The sequence below is a fragment of the Geobacillus sp. C56-T2 genome (assembly GCF_007829715.1).
GTDB lineage: Bacteria > Bacillota > Bacilli > Bacillales > Anoxybacillaceae > Geobacillus > Geobacillus icigianus.
The window spans coordinates 1,075,615-1,092,360 of record NZ_VJWB01000001.1 but is presented as its reverse complement, the minus strand read 5'-3'; the positions used below and the strand labels follow the sequence as shown (position 1 = coordinate 1,092,360).

13 protein-coding genes and 4 pseudogenes are annotated in these 16,746 nt (G+C 50.8%); 5 read left to right on the top strand and 12 right to left on the bottom strand.

Features of this window, described 5'->3' with window-relative positions; all coding sequences use genetic code 11:
- Window positions 1-329: 329 nt before the first annotated feature.
- Together GC56T2_RS18350 and GC56T2_RS18055 are read left to right on the top strand one after the other, a co-directional pair.
- Window positions 330-717: pseudogene (locus GC56T2_RS18350) on the top strand (DUF4277 domain-containing protein); the annotation flags it as partial.
- A 10-nt stretch (window positions 718-727) separates the two neighbouring features.
- Window positions 728-867: pseudogene (locus GC56T2_RS18055) on the top strand (ATP-binding protein); the annotation flags it as partial.
- 331 nt (window positions 868-1,198) lie between these two features.
- Here GC56T2_RS18055 and GC56T2_RS05590 read toward each other — a convergent pair.
- Window positions 1,199-2,333 (bottom strand): annotated as a pseudogene (locus GC56T2_RS05590) (IS110 family RNA-guided transposase).
- A 406-nt stretch (window positions 2,334-2,739) separates the two neighbouring features.
- Between GC56T2_RS05590 and GC56T2_RS05585 the strand changes: the two are divergent.
- Window positions 2,740-2,922, top strand: a complete 183-nt coding sequence (locus GC56T2_RS05585) for a hypothetical protein (protein WP_144973654.1) — start codon at window positions 2,740-2,742, stop codon at window positions 2,920-2,922.
- The gene (locus GC56T2_RS05580; protein WP_144973652.1) at window positions 2,915-3,328 is read left to right on the top strand and encodes a hypothetical protein; all 414 of its coding nucleotides are present in this window, start codon (window positions 2,915-2,917) and stop codon (window positions 3,326-3,328) included. The genes GC56T2_RS05585 and GC56T2_RS05580 overlap by 8 nt, the downstream gene beginning before the upstream one ends.
- 20 nt (window positions 3,329-3,348) lie before the next feature.
- Here the strand turns inward: GC56T2_RS05580 and GC56T2_RS05575 are convergent, their stop codons facing one another.
- The 4 genes and pseudogenes from GC56T2_RS05575 to GC56T2_RS05555 form a co-directional block, all read right to left on the bottom strand.
- Window positions 3,349-4,227 (bottom strand): IS982 family transposase, encoded by an 879-nt coding sequence (locus GC56T2_RS05575; RefSeq protein WP_144973650.1) that lies wholly within the window; start codon window positions 4,225-4,227, stop codon window positions 3,349-3,351.
- Between the two features lie 382 nt (window positions 4,228-4,609).
- A pseudogene (locus GC56T2_RS05570) lies at window positions 4,610-5,491 on the bottom strand (IS982 family transposase).
- 597 nt (window positions 5,492-6,088) lie between these two features.
- Entirely contained in the window at window positions 6,089-6,664 is a 576-nt protein-coding gene (locus GC56T2_RS18345) for a DUF3238 domain-containing protein (RefSeq protein WP_370454559.1), read from the bottom strand.
- A gap of 38 nt (window positions 6,665-6,702) precedes the next feature.
- Window positions 6,703-6,897 (bottom strand): hypothetical protein, encoded by a 195-nt coding sequence (locus GC56T2_RS05555; RefSeq protein WP_144973646.1) that lies wholly within the window; start codon window positions 6,895-6,897, stop codon window positions 6,703-6,705.
- 62 nt (window positions 6,898-6,959) lie between these two features.
- Between GC56T2_RS05555 and GC56T2_RS05550 the strand changes: the two genes are divergently transcribed.
- Window positions 6,960-8,147: an IS701 family transposase gene (locus tag GC56T2_RS05550; protein ID WP_144973644.1), complete on the top strand. Its 1,188-nt coding sequence runs from the start codon at window positions 6,960-6,962 to the stop codon at window positions 8,145-8,147.
- Between the two features lie 33 nt (window positions 8,148-8,180).
- On the opposite strand, the gene GC56T2_RS05545 is transcribed toward GC56T2_RS05550, so the two are convergent.
- The 7 genes from GC56T2_RS05545 to GC56T2_RS05515 form a co-directional block, all read right to left on the bottom strand.
- Window positions 8,181-8,849: a hypothetical protein gene (locus GC56T2_RS05545; protein ID WP_144973642.1), complete on the bottom strand. Its 669-nt coding sequence runs from the start codon at window positions 8,847-8,849 to the stop codon at window positions 8,181-8,183.
- Between the two features lie 593 nt (window positions 8,850-9,442).
- Window positions 9,443-10,066, bottom strand: a complete 624-nt coding sequence (pyrE, locus tag GC56T2_RS05540) for an orotate phosphoribosyltransferase (RefSeq protein WP_144973640.1) — start codon at window positions 10,064-10,066, stop codon at window positions 9,443-9,445.
- The gene (gene pyrF, locus GC56T2_RS05535; RefSeq protein WP_144973638.1) at window positions 10,063-10,782 is read right to left on the bottom strand and encodes an orotidine-5'-phosphate decarboxylase; all 720 of its coding nucleotides are present in this window, start codon (window positions 10,780-10,782) and stop codon (window positions 10,063-10,065) included. Before pyrF ends, pyrE begins: the two co-directional genes overlap by 4 nt.
- The gene (locus tag GC56T2_RS05530; protein ID WP_144973636.1) at window positions 10,754-11,695 is read right to left on the bottom strand and encodes a dihydroorotate dehydrogenase; all 942 of its coding nucleotides are present in this window, start codon (window positions 11,693-11,695) and stop codon (window positions 10,754-10,756) included. Before GC56T2_RS05530 ends, pyrF begins: the two co-directional genes overlap by 29 nt.
- Complete coding sequence (locus GC56T2_RS05525; protein ID WP_031410509.1) at window positions 11,692-12,465, bottom strand: dihydroorotate dehydrogenase electron transfer subunit; 774 nt, start codon at window positions 12,463-12,465, stop codon at window positions 11,692-11,694. The genes GC56T2_RS05530 and GC56T2_RS05525 overlap by 4 nt, the downstream gene beginning before the upstream one ends.
- On the bottom strand, window positions 12,462-15,659 hold the full coding sequence (gene carB, locus GC56T2_RS05520; protein ID WP_144973633.1) for a carbamoyl-phosphate synthase large subunit: 3,198 nt from the start codon (window positions 15,657-15,659) through the stop codon (window positions 12,462-12,464). Before carB ends, GC56T2_RS05525 begins: the two co-directional genes overlap by 4 nt.
- On the bottom strand, window positions 15,652-16,746 hold the full coding sequence (locus GC56T2_RS05515) for a carbamoyl phosphate synthase small subunit (RefSeq protein WP_144973631.1): 1,095 nt from the start codon (window positions 16,744-16,746) through the stop codon (window positions 15,652-15,654). Before GC56T2_RS05515 ends, carB begins: the two co-directional genes overlap by 8 nt.

The window sequence follows — 16,746 nt, the reverse complement described above, 5'->3', positions numbered from 1 at the left end:
GCCACATCTCGGCTGGGACTTTTTTCAATGTTCGGGATCCGGCGTCGATTCCGTAGCATAAACCATCCCGCCGCTATGGGGAGCGGCGGGCTCTATTCGTTCCCGCGCGTTATTTCACCTGTACGACAATGGAACCCGGCAGCCAGTCATGCCGAATCACCATGATCAGCTGCTCCGCGCTCTTTGGCACTTCAAACCTCACATTTCGCACCCTTGCGACAAGAATTGGGAGGATTTTTTGTTTCCATTGTCGAATGGATCCTTCACACCCAAGGAAAGCAAAGGAGTTTCTACACCATGAGCATTCAAATCCTTGCCATTTATGGTGGTTGTCATTTAGAATAAGTATCCTGTTCAAAGATCTTAACCTTCCTCAGTTGATGGATCATCTCGTTCCCGTGGCTCCACAATGCCAAACTCGAGCCAGCGATATCGTCAAACTAATCATTCTGGATATCTTGAGCGGCCCCGGCAAGCGCTTGTTCATAGGGAACAATGGGCGCATGACATCGATTGGCCGAAGCGGATTCGGCCAGGGCTGGAGCCGTCTTGGTTCAACGAAGATGCCATCGCGCGTCATTGGGATCGCCTGTATGAGGCGAATCTCCATCAAGCCCTTTCATCTTGCCACTTGCAGATCGACAAGAAAGAAGGCCTTCTCTTCGCGTCTTCCACGCCAATGCGACGAACAAAACCGTTTACGGCGCGTATGAATCGGGGGGGGGTTGGGGACAATCGCTGCTTGACGGCAGCGCTGGTGGATATTTGGTCCATCACGCCCACATTCTCGCATTTACGGGAGAGAGCTCCCGCTTGCGGTACGCGCTTTCTGCCGTTCAGTCGCCCCGCCCCCTTCCACTCGACTGAAAGATAAATTCATGGAGCAGGCAAGCCTATGTGTTTTTTTCGCAATTACCTGAATTTTTTGTTTGCAAGAAACAAGGAGTTTTAGGTATAATAAGGTTAAGCAGGGAAAATATATAATTATAATAGGGAGAGGAAAAATGAAAAGGAATCTCGCTTGGTTAATTGTTTTCAGTTTGGTATGCTTTTTCCGTGAAAATCCCCACCACTGGGTGAGTGCTGTATACGCTCCTGATCCGTGCGGGTATACTGAAAATGGCCAAAGAAGGCAATAGGAAAGCAGAGGTGCCCGATTTTCGGACATCTCGTATGATCTGGCTGCCTGTTGGCTATACTAGATAAGTTGTGGTTGGCGGAACGACTCTTTGCGGGAGATCATGCAAAAGATGATCACCAACATTCGTCGAGCCGTGGCGATGAGGGCTTTTTTCTTCCCGCATCGGGCCGCCAACGACCAAAATTTTCGGGACAAGGGATGTGTCTTGGATCGAGCTGCTGACCATGCCGCCTCGCATAACGCTGATCGAAGATGGGGATTGCCTTTGTGTGCGCGTGCTCTTTCGCTTTCCGGCGCTTTCATGGTTGCCGGGGGACAACCCCGTCCATGAAGCCGCCCGTTCCGGCGTTTCAAAGACGCTCATGTCGGTTCCCATCTCGGCGATGATGACGGCGGCGGTTTGTTTTTTGATTCCAGGCATGGTCATCAGTAAGTCCACTTCCTCCCGATACGGCTCGAGCAGGCGGTCGATGTGCTGGTCGACTTCTTCGATTAACTGCTCCAATTCCTCCACGTGTTTCCACAAGAGGCGAAGGAGACGGAGCTCGTGTTCGGTCAAGGTGCCCAGCAGCGAATCATACACCGCCTGCTTTTTCGTTTTGAGCCTGCCGCGCAGGCATTGATCCAGCTCGTCCTTGTCCACGTATCCCTTCTCGAGCAGCCGGGCAAGGATGTTTCGTCCGGAAACGCCGAAGAGATCCGAGAGAACGGAGCCCAGTTTGACATTGGAAGACTCCAGCACTTTTTGAATCCGGTTTTTCTCTGAACTCAACTGTCCGACCCACTTTTTGCGGAGGCGGGTAAAATCCCGCAATTCGCGAATATCCGCTGGGGGGACGAAACTTTTTTCAATGAGTCCATGGCGGAGCAGCTTGGCGATCCACTCGGCGTCAGAGACATCGGTTTTTCTTCCCGGGACATTTTTGATCCGCTGCGGATTGGCCAACGTCAAGTCGACATAGCCCTCGAGGAAGGCAAAGACCGGTTTCCAATACACGCCGGTGGATTCCATGGCGACATGGGTGACCCCATGGTCTTCGAGCCACTCAAGCAGGTCGCCAAGCCCTTTCGAGAACGTGGAGAACGTTTGGATCTCCTTTTGGATCTTCCCCTCTTCTTCCCATAGGGCACAAGCGACGATGGTTTCGGCATGAACATCCAATCCTGCGCAGCGAGGATAGATGACATCCATGATGAAAATCCTCCTTTTCGATGATCGAGTGCGCAAACAGCGAATCCACGGGAGAAATGCGGCAGTTTTCCGTTCGTCGTCACCTTTCCTCTATCACAGGAAAGGGCGGACAATGGGTGGTGCACCCAGTGGATTCAAACACTTTTCTGTACAGGGTCCAAGCCACCATTAAGCATAACGTCCTGTTAAACTGTTTGCGCCTATTCTTCATTATGGGAAGAAAAGGGGGATTTTCATCCCTGGGTGGAGGGCAAAACGTTGCCCATGGATCTTTTTTTTATTTCCTGTTGCCAGTAACAAGGCTAGGGCACAGAATTACTACACACCAGAAGATTACATCAATTATCTGCAAAATTATTCAATTGACGATGCTTTACAATCTGGAGTTGAAAACCATGAATTAGCTTTGAAAGCCGTAGAAAGAGCTAAAGTTACTCTTGAACAATTTAAAAAACTATCAAAACATGATCAAGAGGATTTTATATCTTTAATTACAAATCCAACCACTGCTAAAGCTATTTACAGCGGAGATATCGATAAGTTAGATTCTAAAATTCAAAAAAAAAGTAAAGTGGACCAAAGTGGATAAAACTGCGGTTAGTGAAATTGAATTATCATCTGATTCGATGAATGTAACCGCTTCTTCTCTGTCTTCAAGTAGTGCATATAGGATTGTTACTAATACAGGGACAATGTGGGTTCTTGGGATTCCTGTTACGGAATATGTTATTGAAGGTAAATACTATTACAATAGTGATGGAGTAACTTCAGTGATTTATACAAAGGCTTATGTCAGTCATAATTATAATCCTGCTGTTGTTACTGATAAAGTGTGGGAAAGTGGATATGTTAGCAATAAAAAATATTATGGAGATGCTATGTTTTACTATAAAATTGGCTTGGGCTCAATAGGTCTTGTGCAGTTAGGGAATGTGTATATTGGTGTTGTTGGGAATAAAAACGGAGTAGAGAGCGGATATTTTTACACTAAATAACCCGTGGTGCTAGTTGAGCGCTAGCGCTCAACTAGCCCGAGTGTTACAAGCGAATACACCAACAAGATGCCATCGAGTGCTACTTCAAATCCCGCAATCGAATTCGCACGAATGTCTGTCATACGATATTGGTCAACAAGGACGGAGAATACCGTTTCAATGACTTTCCGTTTTTGTTTGAGCCATGTCTCCCATGACTCAGATGGGCGGTGTTTCTGGTTTTTGCGAGATGGAGTCCAAAAAGCGATTTGGTACGCCTCATACAACTTTTTTTGCAATTCACTACTGATGAATCCTTTGTCACCCAAGTTATAGGGGTGAGGAATTTGAGTCATGACGGTTTCAGCTGCAGTTCGATCGTGACAGGACGCCTCGGTTACCACGTATCCCATAGGTAGCCCTTGATCTGTCACTTGAAGATGAAACTTAAACCCATAGTACCACTGCTTTTTCGATGCACAAAATCCAATGTCAGCGATGCCTTGAAATCGTTTGACACGGTACATTCTTGCGGCATGACACAACTCGATTGGTATGCTATCTACGACCGCATAGGCATGGTGTTGCCCACGTTTCGCCAGTTCATGACGAATCCATTTGATCGCAAAGCGCAGCGCTCGGCAACGGCGATTGTATCGAGAACGTTCGAGAAAACGTCCATCCGTGAACAAGTTCCCAGTAACAAAGCGATGCCATGCACGTTCGGAAGAGAAGCCAAGCAACTTTCCTAACAGATGAATGGCAATGATCACTGCGTCTTCTTGTTTCGCCAAATGACGATTGCGGCGTTGAAGATAGCATTGAATGTGTGACAGCTGGGCAGAAACAAAAAAGAAAATGGCTGCATATTGTTTTTGAATTTTCGCTTTGTCTGTTGTAAAATGAAAGTGCTCTTGCATGGGGATTCTCCTTTCGAATGTTTGGTCGCACTTTCATTCTACAGGAGATCCGCAGGCAAGGGCTATTTTTATGCTTACTCGATTTTATCTAGCACCACGGGTTAAATAATATTTTTTGCTTCTTTACTAAAAGCTTATGCTTCCAAAAACTAACAAACTAATATTTTGGCATATACTTGTTCAGACAAGTGTATCATTTATCAAGTGCGTGTTGCGGTGATGAACCTATTTTTGGGGGGAGTAATGTTGAAAAAAAAATGGATGGTTATACTCCTTTCAGTAATATCACTATTTTTAGTATTGATGGCTTTAGGTATATATGCTTTCTATTCTGTTAAAGGATAATCGTAAATTATCACTTTACCCGTGGTGCTGTTGAGCATTAGAACTCAACTAGCCCGAGTGTGGCCAGTGAATAGGCTAACCATATGCCGTCGAGCGCTACGTCAAATCCGATCATGGAATTCGCTCGAATCTCTGTAATCCGGTATTGGTCAACCAGAACCAAGAACACCGTCCGATCATTTTTACGTTTTGGTTGGATCCACTTCTCCCATGCCCCGGGCGGGTGATGGTTCTGGTTTTTTCGAGACGGAGTCCAAAGCGCCATTGGGTATGCTTCGTACAGCCTTTTTTGCCAGTCGCGTCTAATGAACCCCTTGTCCCCGAGGTGATAGGGATGAGGAATTTGGATTATCACGCTTTCGGCTGCGATTCGATCGCGGCAGGAGGCTTCCGTCACCACATATCCCATTGGCAAACCTTGATCGGTCAATTGAAGGTGCAGTTTCCATCCGCCGTACCATTGCTTTTTTGAAGCGCAATACCCGATGTCGGCGATTCCTTGAACCCGTTTGACACGATGTATTTTCGCAACATGGTACCACTCTAACGGCAAGCTATCGACCACGGCATAAGCATGATGGTGGCCGCGTTTTGCCAGCTCATGGCGGATTCCATTTCATCGCCAAGCGCAGCGCTCGGCAACGGCGATGGTATCGAGAACGTTCGAGAAACTGCCTATCCGTGAACAAGTTCCCAGTCACAAAGCGATGCCATGCACGGTCAGAAGAGAAGCCAAGCAATTTTCCTCAAAGATGAATGGCAATAATCACCGTGTCTTCTTGTTTCGCCAAATGACGATAGCGGTGTTGAAGATCGCATGGAATTTGTGACAAGCTGGGCAGAAACAAAAAAGAAAATGGTGACATATATTGTTTTTGAATCTGGCTTGATCTGTAAGAAAATGAAACTGCTCTTGCATGGGGATTCTCCTTTGGAATGTTGGGTCGCACGTTCATTCTACAGGAGGTCCGCAGGCAAGGAGCTATTTTTATGCTTATTCGATTTTATCTAGCACCACGGGTTATTAGGTATGTTATCATCCAAAAAACACACGGAGTATACACAAATAGAAACACATTATAGGCTATTTCTGGCTCCGCCATATATATTATTTTATCTACTCCAAAACTGATTCCCCAATATATTATTACGACAATAAAATAGGCTATGGCATGAAGGAGAAATGATATAACAACATTCCTTTGATTGAATCTTTGTAATACATAGTCTATAAGTAAAGAGATCGGTATACCGAATAAAATAACTAACGGAAGCACACATATTATAGAGTAGAATAAGGACTTGATAAGAACTTCGAATAGTCCCTCTACAATATTTAATTCGTTTGATACGATTCCACCTTTGGACTCAATTAGATAATATAAAAAACCAGAATTGATTGAGGTTAGTATTCCTGATATCACTTTGATCTTTATATCCCTAAACAATGAAATCCTCCTTATCTTACAGTAATAAGAGGAGAACCAATTTCGAGGTTCTCCTTTCTTACACATTTTTACATAGATACTTCAAAGTATTTTTGAGGTGTTCCTGGGAATAGGTATGCAAAATCAGCTGTGCTACTAACAGCGTAAGTATAAACCGTTAACGGTCTCAAATCAGTATAAGCATTTCCAGCATATATCTCGTGATTAGGGGCTTTATCATGCGAACCTCTTATGCTAAAATTACCGTTTTTATACACTGTCGCTTCATAATAATAAGTAATATTTGGATAAGATGAATGGAATGGTACACCCACATCATGATTTACTCTCCACATCATTTTTGTACTTGATACTAAATCTTTTGTTACTTTAATACCGTTCGGGCTAGCTGTACCTCTAAGTAGTACATTACCTTTAGAATCATAAAGAACACTTTCACCTACAAAGCGATCGTAAAATAATTCAGGATCATTGTACCACCAAGTAGTATATACATCTACTCGAGTTCTATATTTATTTGAGAATGGGTCAAATCCTCTATTGTCTCCTTTTAATTGTGTTCCATACTCCCCCAGAATTCCCTCATGGATTGCATTTGGATTATCAACTTTTGCATATGGAATAAATGTAGTATATCTAAAAATATATGCTGGATACTCAGCGCCGATATCTGGTATACCTGCTATTTTAACATTACTATACTATCTTTTTTCGAAGACTTTTGTTTTTGAAGCTCCTCAGGAATGTCTAATGTTGTTAATTCTTCTTCGGACAATTCTTTTACAGTTTCAACCAGTTTACCTACTGTTTTAATATCTTTACTGTAGATGAGCAAATTCGCTAACATAAATTTACAACCAAATAAAAAAGGAGACATGAACCCGATTCCTTGGTTAGAATAGATGTACCACCAACTACCCACAAGGAGGTTCATGTCTCATGAATAGATTAGCACATCATCAAGGAATCCACAAGTTTTTCATGACGCTGGGATTGGCGCTTGATTTCTCGAAGCCGGTCATCAAGCATCTCGTTTACCTTGTCGACGCCTTGACTACCAAGGGATTTTCGGGGACATTGACGGATGTCCGGTACTGGAGTTTTCATCCGAATCATCGAACAACACTGAGCCACTTTTTCACGAAAAGCCCTTGGAACGAGGAAAAACTGCTTGAGAAGCTGCAAGAATGGATCCTTCGCCAGATCGAACGCCTAGCCAAACGGGAGAATCAACCCCTTTTTGTTTCGATCGATGATACGATTTGTCAAAAAACGAAGCCTTCGTCACGGGCTGCCCGCGCCATTCAAGGGTGTGATTGGCACTACTCGCACAAAGATCATCAATCCGTTTGGGGGCATTCGCTCGTTTGGCTGATGGTGCATACTTTCTCGCAAGCGTTTCCGTTCGCCTTTCGTCTGTATGACAAGACGGCGGGAAGAAGCAAGATCGACCTAGCGATCGAGATGCTTTCCTCGCTCAAGGGGAAACGGGCTCAGCCGGTGTATGTGCTCATGGATTCGTGGTATCCGTCCCAAGCGCTCATCGAAGCCTGCCTGAAACAAGGATTCCATGTCATCGCCATGCTCAAGACGAACCGGATTCTCTATCCGAAAGGCATCGCCATCCAAGCGAAGAAGTTCGCCCGCTATATCGAGCCCAACGACACCCGCCTCGTCACGGTGGGGAAGGAGCGTTACCGCGTGTATCGCTACGAGGGAGCGATCCATGGCCTCGATGACGCGGTGGTGCTGCTGGCTTGGAAGGCGGATGAACCGATGACGCCAGATCATCTCCATGTTGTCTTGAGCACCGACCGGGAGCTAGGCGATGAAGAGATCTTGCGTTACTATGCCCAGCGCTGGACGATCGAATGCTTTTTCCGGCAGGCCAAAGACCAGCTGAAGCTCGATGGATACCGTGTTCGTCACATTCGGGCGGTGAAACGGTATTGGGCCGTGGTGCTGTTCGCCTGCGTATACAGCATCGCGGAATCTCAACAAGACCTCTCTTCCGGCCTGGAGCTTCTTCGTTCTCGGAAAGGACACAGCGTCGTTGAGTTCATCTACGATGCCGCGAAGCAAGAGATTCCCATTGATGTGATCAAAAAACAGCTCCATGTCGCCTAAGGGGTACCCTGTTTGTCTCTTAGTGAATGGAAATTACTGTAATGAAAAATGCTCATCTACAGTATCTTTAAACAGTTGCTCTTTATCTAGTTCTGAAATATCTACCTGATTATTTTTTATATACTCTTCAATTTGTTTTTTCTGTTTTGCTGACACCTCTTTTTTAGCTACAATTTCATATAAATAATCTTCTCCGTTTTTTACAGTTGTGTCTGTATAACTTGTCGAATTAACACTAGCTAAAAATTCACCATCTCTATACACTTCATAAATGCCATCATCATCAGGAATCGGTTCCCATTCTAGTGTAACATAATCTTGACCAATTGTGGTGACAATATCTGTTTCTTGAGCATAGACGTGTTCTTCTTGCTTCTTCTTGTTTAAATTCTTGTCTTTTGTTTTAACTTTATGCGAAATGATATCTATTAATTTGTTATTTTTATAAACTCCTATTTTATAGTTATAATAATAGTCTGGCTCAAGATTATTATCTACAAATTCCTCTTTAGATCCTTCCCAAATTTTTTTACCATCTCTATAAACCTTGTAGTAGTCTCCCAAGTCATTTTCTAAAACCATTTGAATTGAATTATTCCCTCTTATTGATTTAACTTTGCCTAAATCTTTCGCATCCGCTTCCTGCTGACTCAGTAGCATAAATCCTACTGCAATCAGTATTGGTATAATTTGTTTTTTCACAATACACACCCTTTCACAAACATAATTTCCATTTTGATTATAATATATAAATAATTTGGTTCATCACCGAAAGATGTACTTGACTTTTAGGAACAAACATGATATTATCCCTCCCGGTTGAACAAAAATAACAAAAAATGGTAATCAATCTTTTTGACGTTCTTATCATGAAAAACGTTTTTTGTCAAGTACATTTTGTGGTGAAGAGCCAATAATTTTACTTAAACAGTAATAAAGTGCTAATTTTGAAAAATAGTCTAATTAATTTGGTAATATTTTATCGTTATAAATTACCTAATTTTATATTTATTCTGTGAAAATGCCGAACTAACGCGGGATTTTCATCCCCGGGTGGAGGGTAAACCATTGCCCATGGATCTTTACTGTATATGAGTATTTTTCATTACAATAATTTCCATAATCTAAGAGACAAACAGGGTACCTCCCATAGTCATCAAGTCATCGCTAGTTCGAGTGACTTTGGCCGTTCGATCGCCATTTCCGTCATCATCGGAAGCGACGGAAGTCCCGTTCGCCAATAACATATGACAAAAGCGCGGACCATCTTTTGGTCCGCGCTTCTTTCTTCTCGTCTATTTCCCCCACTTTTCCGGATTTTCCCGCCATTGCCGCAATGTCGCCAGGTCGTGTTCGCTGACGGCGCCAAGGCGGACGGCCGTTTCGATGAGTGTGTCGTAGTCGGTGAGGGTGTAGGCAGGCACATTCGCTTCGGCAAACGCCTGCTTCGCTTTTTCGAGTCCGTACGTGAAGATGGCGGCGACGCCAAGCACCTCGCAGCCTGCGTCTTTCAAGGCGCGCACGGCCGTAAGCGAGCTGCCGCCGGTTGAGATTAAGTCTTCGATGACGACGACGCGTTGGCCCGGTTCGGCTTTGCCTTCGATTTGCTTCCCTTTTCCGTGCGCTTTCGCTTGGCTGCGGACGTAGCACATCGGCAAACCAAGCCGCTCGCTCACCCACGCGGCGTGCGGGATGCCGGCGGTCGCTGTGCCGGCGATGAGGTCCGCTTCAGGAAAATGGGTGCGGATGAGGTCCGCGAGACCGTCGGCGATCAGGCGGCGCACGTCCGGATAAGCGAGCGTCAGGCGGTTGTCGCAATAAATCGGCGCTTGTAAGCCCGATGACCAGGTGAACGGGTCGTTCGGCCGCAAAGCGACCGCTCCTATTTCAAGCAGTTGGGCGGCAATGTCGTGTTTCATTCTCTCTCTCCTCCGTTCCATTCGTGCTGCAGGCGGGCGTACGCGGCAAGCGGGTCGGCGGCGCGGGTGATGCTACGGCCGATGACGATGTAGTCAGAACCAAGCGCACGCGCTTCTCTTGGCGTGACGACGCGCACTTGGTCGTGCACTGCATCATCGGCAAAGCGAATGCCCGGGGTGACAGCGAGAAACGCGGCGCCGCACCGTCCCTTGATGAGCGGCGCTTCGTTCGCCGAGCAGACGACGCCGTCAAGGCCGCTTTCTTTCGCCAACGCCGCGTAATGGCTGACCGTGTCGGCAAGCGGGCGGGAAATGCAAAGCTCTTCATGAAGTATGCGCTCGTCCGTGCTTGTCAGCTGGGTGACGGCGATGCAGCGCGGTCGGGCGGCGCCGCTTGGCGTGCCGGCGTCAAGCCCTTCGATCGCCGCTTCCATCATGCGCCGGCCGCCGGCGGCGTGGACGTTCACCAAATCAGCGCCGACACGGGCGAGCCCTTTCATCGCCTGTTTCACTGTATTCGGGATGTCGTGCAGTTTTAAGTCTAAAAAGACGGCGTGCCCTTGTTCTTTGAGGAACGCGACGATGGACGGCCCTTCCTGATAGTACAGCTCCATGCCGACTTTCACAAACAGCGGCGTGCCGGCAAACGGCCGTAAAAACGATTCAACGTCTTGTTTCGATGGAAAATCAAGGGCGACAATGAACGGCGTGTGCACCGGTTTTCCAGCTCCTTCCTGTACATTCGGAGATCTGATCTATCCCCAGCTCGTCAAGCAGCGCCGGCAGTTCGTTGATGATCGTCGGGCAGACGAATGGATCGACGAAGTTGGCTGTTCCGACCGCGACCGCGCTCGCGCCGGCGTAGAAAAATTCGAGCACATCTTCCGCCGTTTGCACGCCGCCCATGCCGATGATCGGAATCGACACCGCTTGGCTCACTTCGTAAATCATGCGGATGGCGATCGGTTTGACCGCCGGGCCGGATAAGCCGCCGGTGCCGTTGGCCAAAATCGGCCGGCCAGTTTTCACGTCGATGCGCATGCCGACGAGCGTGTTGATCATCGTCAGGCCGTCAGCGCCCGCTTGTTCAATGGCTTTCGCCATCGCGACGATGTCCGTCACGTTAGGCGACAGCTTCACATACACTGGGACAGCCGACACTTCCTTGACAAGCCGCGTCAGCTCGGCGGCCACCTCCGGCACGGTGCCGAACGTGATGCCGCCTTTTTTCACGTTCGGGCAAGAAATGTTGAGCTCCAAGGCATGGACGTTCGGCGCTTTGGAAATCGCGGCGGCTACCTCGACGTATTCTTCCATCGTCGAACCGGCGATGTTGGCGATGATCGGCACGTCAAACTGTTCAAGCCACGGCAGTTCTTCCGTCAGCACCTTGTCAAGACCGGGGTTTTGCAGGCCGATGGCGTTTAACATCCCGCCCGGCGTTTCCGCCACCCTTGGCGTCGGGTTGCCAAAGCGCGGCTCTTTGGTCGTCGCTTTGATCATGATGGCGCCTAACACGCTTAAATCGTAAAACCGGGCGTACTCGCGGCCAAACCCGAAACAGCCGGACGCCGGCATGATCGGGTTTTTGAGCGAAAGCCCCGGCAGTTCGACCGCCAGCCGGTTCATAACACCACCTCCCCGGCCCGAAACACCGGACCGTCGCTGCATACTTTTTTATACGCCGTTTCGCTTCCCGGCACATGGCAGACGCAGGCGAAGCACGCCCCGACGCCGCAGCCCATCCGCTCTTCCAACGACAAGTACACCGGCCGGCCGCGGAACCGTTCATCGAGCGCCTTTAGCATCGGCTTCGGGCCGCAGGCGTACAACACGTCAAACTCGAGCGCGCGCGCTTCGATCACATCGGTGACGCGGCCCGCCGCCCCGTGCGACCCGTCATCGGTGGCGATATACGTCTCGCCGAACGCGGCAAATTTTTCTTCGTAAAAGACCGCCGCTTTCGTTTGGAACCCGAGCACGCTCACGACGTTCACGCCCCGGTTCGCCAGCTGTTTCGCCAGTTCATAGAGCGGCGGGACGCCGATGCCGCCGCCGACCAACAGCGCCCGGCCGCCCGCCGGCGCGGCTTCGAGCGGAAAGCCGTTGCCGAGCGGGCCGAGCACATCGACCGTGTCGCCCGGCTGTTTTTGCGCCAACAGCGCGGTGCCCTTCCCTTCCTGGCGGTAAATGATCGTGCATTGCCCCTGCTTGTGGTCGATTTGACAAAGGCTGAGCGGGCGGCGCAAGAGCGGATCGGCCGATGCGGCCACTTTCACATGAACGAACTGGCCGGGCTGCTTCATCTCTTGCACGAGGCGGCCTGCCAGCGTCAATTCATACGTGCGCTCGGCGATCAGCCGCTGGCTTGCGACCGTCATTTGTTCGCGGCCGATCATGACCGCACCAACCCTTCCGTCATCGCCGTTGTCGAGAACGTCATCGATTCGAGCACTTGCAGCATTGCCCGTGCGGTATCGAGCGACGTCAAGCACGGAATGCCGTTTTCGACCGCTTCGCGGCGGATGCGGAAGCCGTCGCTTTCCGGCTGTTTCCCTTTCGTCAACGTGTTGATGACGACTTGCGCCTTCCCTTGGCGGATGACATCTAAAATGTTCGGCGACGCCGAATGGATTTTATTGACGACTGTCACCGGGATGCCGGCCGCTTTGAGCGTTTCCGCCGTGCCGTTCGTCGCCAGCAGCTGATAGCCGATGTCCGCAAAGCGGCGGGCCAGCTCGACCGCTTCTTCTTTGTCTTTGTCCGCGACCGTCAACAGCACTGCCCCGTGCGGCTGGATGTGGATGCCCGAGGCGACAAGGCCTTTATAGAGCGCTTTTTCAAACGTCACATCCTTGCCGATCACTTCACCAGTCGATTTCATTTCCGGGCCGAGCGAAATGTCGACATTGCGCAATTTCGCAAACGAGAACACCGGCACTTTCACGTACACGCCTGGACGGACCGGGCGAACGCCGGTTTCATAGCCCATGTCGGCGAGCTTCGCCCCTAAAATGGCCTTAGTGGCGAGGTTGGCCATCGGCACGCCGGTGATTTTGCTTAAAAACGGCACGGTGCGGCTTGAACGCGGGTTTACTTCCAACACGTAGACATCGCTTCCCGAGACGACGAACTGGATGTTTAAGAGCCCGACGATGCGCAGCCCGCGCGCCAGCCGGATCGTGTCATCCGCGATCTGATCGATCACTTCGACACTTAACGTTTGCGGCGGGTAGACGGCGATCGAGTCACCGGAATGGACGCCGGCCCGTTCGATATGCTCCATAATGCCCGGGATGACGACCGTCTCGCCGTCGGAAATGGCGTCGACTTCGACTTCCTTGCCGGTGATGTAGCGGTCGACGAGCACCGGGTGCTGCGGGTTGACGCGCACGGCGTGCTCCATGTAATGGAGCAGCTCCTCACGATTGTACACAATCTCCATCGCCCGGCCGCCGAGCACGTACGACGGGCGGACGAGCACCGGATAGCCGATCTCTTCGGCGATGGCGACCGCTTCTTCGACCGAAACGGCCGTTTTGCCGGCCGGTTTGGGAATGCCGAGTTCGGAAAGCGCCTGTTCAAATTTGTCGCGGTCTTCGGCGCGGTCCAAATTCTCCAGCGTCGTCCCGAGCAAGCGGACGCCACGCGCCTCGAGTTCGGCCGCCAAATTGATCGCCGTCTGGCCGCCAAACTGAATGATGACGCCGACCGGCTTCTCAAGGTCGATGACATGCATCACGTCTTCGGCCGTCAGCGGCTCGAAGTACAGTTTGTCCGACGTGCTGAAGTCGGTGGAGACTGTTTCCGGGTTGTTGTTGATGATGATCGCCTCATAGCCGGCCTGCTTAATGGCCCAGACGCAATGGACGGTGGCGTAGTCAAATTCGATCCCTTGGCCGATGCGGATCGGGCCCGAACCGAGCACGATGACGCTCGGTGTTTCCGTCACGATCGACTCGTTTTCTTCCTCATACGTGCTGTAGTAATACGGCGTTTCTGATGTGAACTCAGCCGCGCACGTATCGACCATTTTGTACACCGGCACGATGCCTTCCTGGCGGCGCAGCGCGTAAATGTCGCGCTCCGTTTTGTTCCATAATGCCGCCACTGCGGCGTCCGAGAAGCCGAGCGCTTTCGCCTTCCTCAGCGCGTCAAGGTCGCCCGGACGGTTTTTCAAGACCGTTTCCATCTCAATGATGGTTTCGATTTTATGCAAGAAAAAGCGATCGATTTGGCTCCATTCATGCAACGTGTCGACCGTCACCCCGCGGCGGAGCGCCTCGGCGATGTAAAAGAGCCGCTCATCGCCCGCCTTGCGGATCCGTTTCTCGATCACGTCGTCGGTGGCGGTGTCCGCCTCTTTTAATGCGAGATGGTGGACGCCGATCTCGAGCGAACGGACCGCTTTTAACAGCGATTCTTCAAACGTCCGGCCGATCGCCATCACTTCGCCGGTCGCCTTCATTTGCGTGCCAAGGCGGCGGTTCGCCGATTCGAATTTGTCAAACGGGAAGCGCGGAATTTTCGTCACGACATAATCAAGCGCCGGCTCAAAGCAGGCGTACGTTTTCCCGGTGACCGGGTTGATCATCTCATCGAGCGTCAGCCCGACCGCAATTTTCGCTGCCAGTTTCGCGATCGGGTATCCGGTCGCTTTGGAGGCGAGCGCCGACGAGCGACTGACGCGCGGGTTCACTTCGATGACGTAATAGCGGAAGCTGTCCGGGTCGAGCGCCAGCTGGACGTTGCAGCCGCCTTCGATGCCAAGGGCGCGGATGATGTTCAAGGACGCGTTGCGAAGCAGTTGGTATTCGCGGTCGCTTAACGTCTGGCTCGGGGCGACGACGATCGAGTCACCGGTATGGATGCCGACCGGGTCGATGTTTTCCATGTTGCAGACGACGATGGCGTTGTCGTTGGCATCGCGCATCACTTCATACTCGATTTCTTTGTAGCCGGCGATGCTCCGCTCAAGCAAGCATTGGTGCACCGGACTCATTTTCAAACCGGTCGAAACGATGTCGATCAGTTCTTGTTCGTTCGTGCAAATGCCGCCGCCCGTGCCGCCGAGCGTAAACGCTGGGCGGACGATGACCGGATAGCCGATCTGTTCGACAAACGCATACGCCTCTTCCAGGCTGTGAATAATGGCGCTCTCCGGCACCGGTTCGCCAAGCTCGTTCATGAGGGCGCGGAACTGTTCACGGTCTTCCGCCTTTTCGATCGCCTCGAGTTTCGTGCCAAGAATTTCGACGCCGCACTCTTCAAGCACGCCGGCCTTGGCGAGCTCGACCGCCAAGTTGAGGCCCGTTTGGCCGCCGAGCGTCGGCAAAATCGCATCCGGCCGCTCTTTGCGGATGATGCGGGCGACAAACTCAAGCGTCAGCGGTTCCATATACACTTTATCGGCGATTTCCGTATCGGTCATGATCGTCGCCGGGTTCGAGTTGACGAGAATGACTTTATAGCCTTCTTCTTTCAAGGCGAGACACGCTTGCGTCCCGGCGTAGTCAAACTCGGCTGCCTGACCGATGACGATCGGGCCGGAGCCGATGACCAAAATCGTTTCGATGTCGCGGCGTTTAGGCATGGATGACTTCCCCTTTCTTGTTGAACTCGCGGATGAGCGCCAAAAACTCGTCAAACAGCGGATTGGCATCTTCCGGCCCCGGCGACGCTTCCGGATGGTATTGCACCGTAAACGCCGGGAAATCGAGATGGCGCAGCCCTTCGACCGTGCCGTCGTTCAAGGCGACATGCGTCACTTCGAGGCGGGTGCCGGCGAGCGACTCGTGCGTCACAGCGTAGCCGTGGTTTTGCGCTGTGATGGCGACCTTGCCGGTGCGCAAATCTTTCACCGGATGGTTCGAGCCGCGATGGCCGAATTTCAATTTTTCCGTATTCGCCCCGCACGCCAAGGCAAACAGCTGATGGCCGAGGCAAATGCCAAAGAGCGGCACTTTGCCCAAAATCCCGCGAATCATGTCGATCGCTTCCGGCACGTCTTTCGGGTCGCCCGGGCCGTTCGAGAGCATCACCCCATCCGGATGCCAGCTTAATACTTCTTCGGCAGTCGCATTGTACGGCAAGACGATGACATCGCAATGGCGCTTGTTCAGCTCGCGCAAAATGCCGTGCTTCATTCCAAAATCGATCAAGACCACGCGCTCGCCGCGCCCCGGGCTCGGATAGGCGCTTTTCGTCGAGACGCGCCGCACTTGGTCGCGCGGCCACTCCATCGCCCGCAGGTGGGCCGCCGCTTCCGCCGGATGGACGTCCAAGCCGCAAATCATCCCTTTTAGCGTTCCGTGCTGGCGAATGAGGCGCGTCAGTTTGCGCGTGTCGATGCCGGCCAGCCCCGGGATGTCTTTTTCTTTTAAATAGTCATCGAGCGTCATTTCGCCGCGCCAGTTGGATGGCTTCACGCACGCCTCTTTCACGATGAATCCGTGCACGTACGGGCGAATCGCTTCAAAGTCATCGCGGTTGATGCCGTAGTTGCCGATCAACGGATACGTCATCGTCACGATTTGTCCGCAATACGATGGATCGGTCAAAATTTCTTGGTATCCGGTCATGCCGGTGTTAAACACGACTTCCCCGGTCGTCTCCTTCAAGCTACCAAACGCTTCGCCAACGAAAAACGAACCATCTTCTAAAATCAGCTGCCGCTTCAT

What these genes read in the sequence shown, in the direction of transcription:
- GC56T2_RS05575 (WP_144973650.1), bottom strand. Translation starts at nt 4,227, where the DNA reads ATGCAAGAGCACTTTCATTTTACAACAGACAAAGCGAAAATTCAAAAA.
- GC56T2_RS05555 (WP_144973646.1), bottom strand. Translation starts at nt 6,897, where the DNA reads ATGTCTCCTTTTTTATTTGGTTGTAAATTTATGTTAGCGAATTTGCTC.
- GC56T2_RS05550 (WP_144973644.1), top strand. Translation starts at nt 6,960, where the DNA reads ATGAATAGATTAGCACATCATCAAGGAATCCACAAGTTTTTCATGACG.
- pyrE (WP_144973640.1), bottom strand. Translation starts at nt 10,066, where the DNA reads ATGAAACACGACATTGCCGCCCAACTGCTTGAAATAGGAGCGGTCGCT.
- GC56T2_RS05530 (WP_144973636.1), bottom strand. Translation starts at nt 11,695, where the DNA reads ATGAACCGGCTGGCGGTCGAACTGCCGGGGCTTTCGCTCAAAAACCCG.
- GC56T2_RS05525 (WP_031410509.1), bottom strand. Translation starts at nt 12,465, where the DNA reads ATGATCGGCCGCGAACAAATGACGGTCGCAAGCCAGCGGCTGATCGCC.
- carB (WP_144973633.1), bottom strand. Translation starts at nt 15,659, where the DNA reads ATGCCTAAACGCCGCGACATCGAAACGATTTTGGTCATCGGCTCCGGC.
- GC56T2_RS05515 (WP_144973631.1), bottom strand. Translation starts at nt 16,746, where the DNA reads ATGAAGCGGCAGCTGATTTTAGAAGATGGTTCGTTTTTCGTTGGCGAA.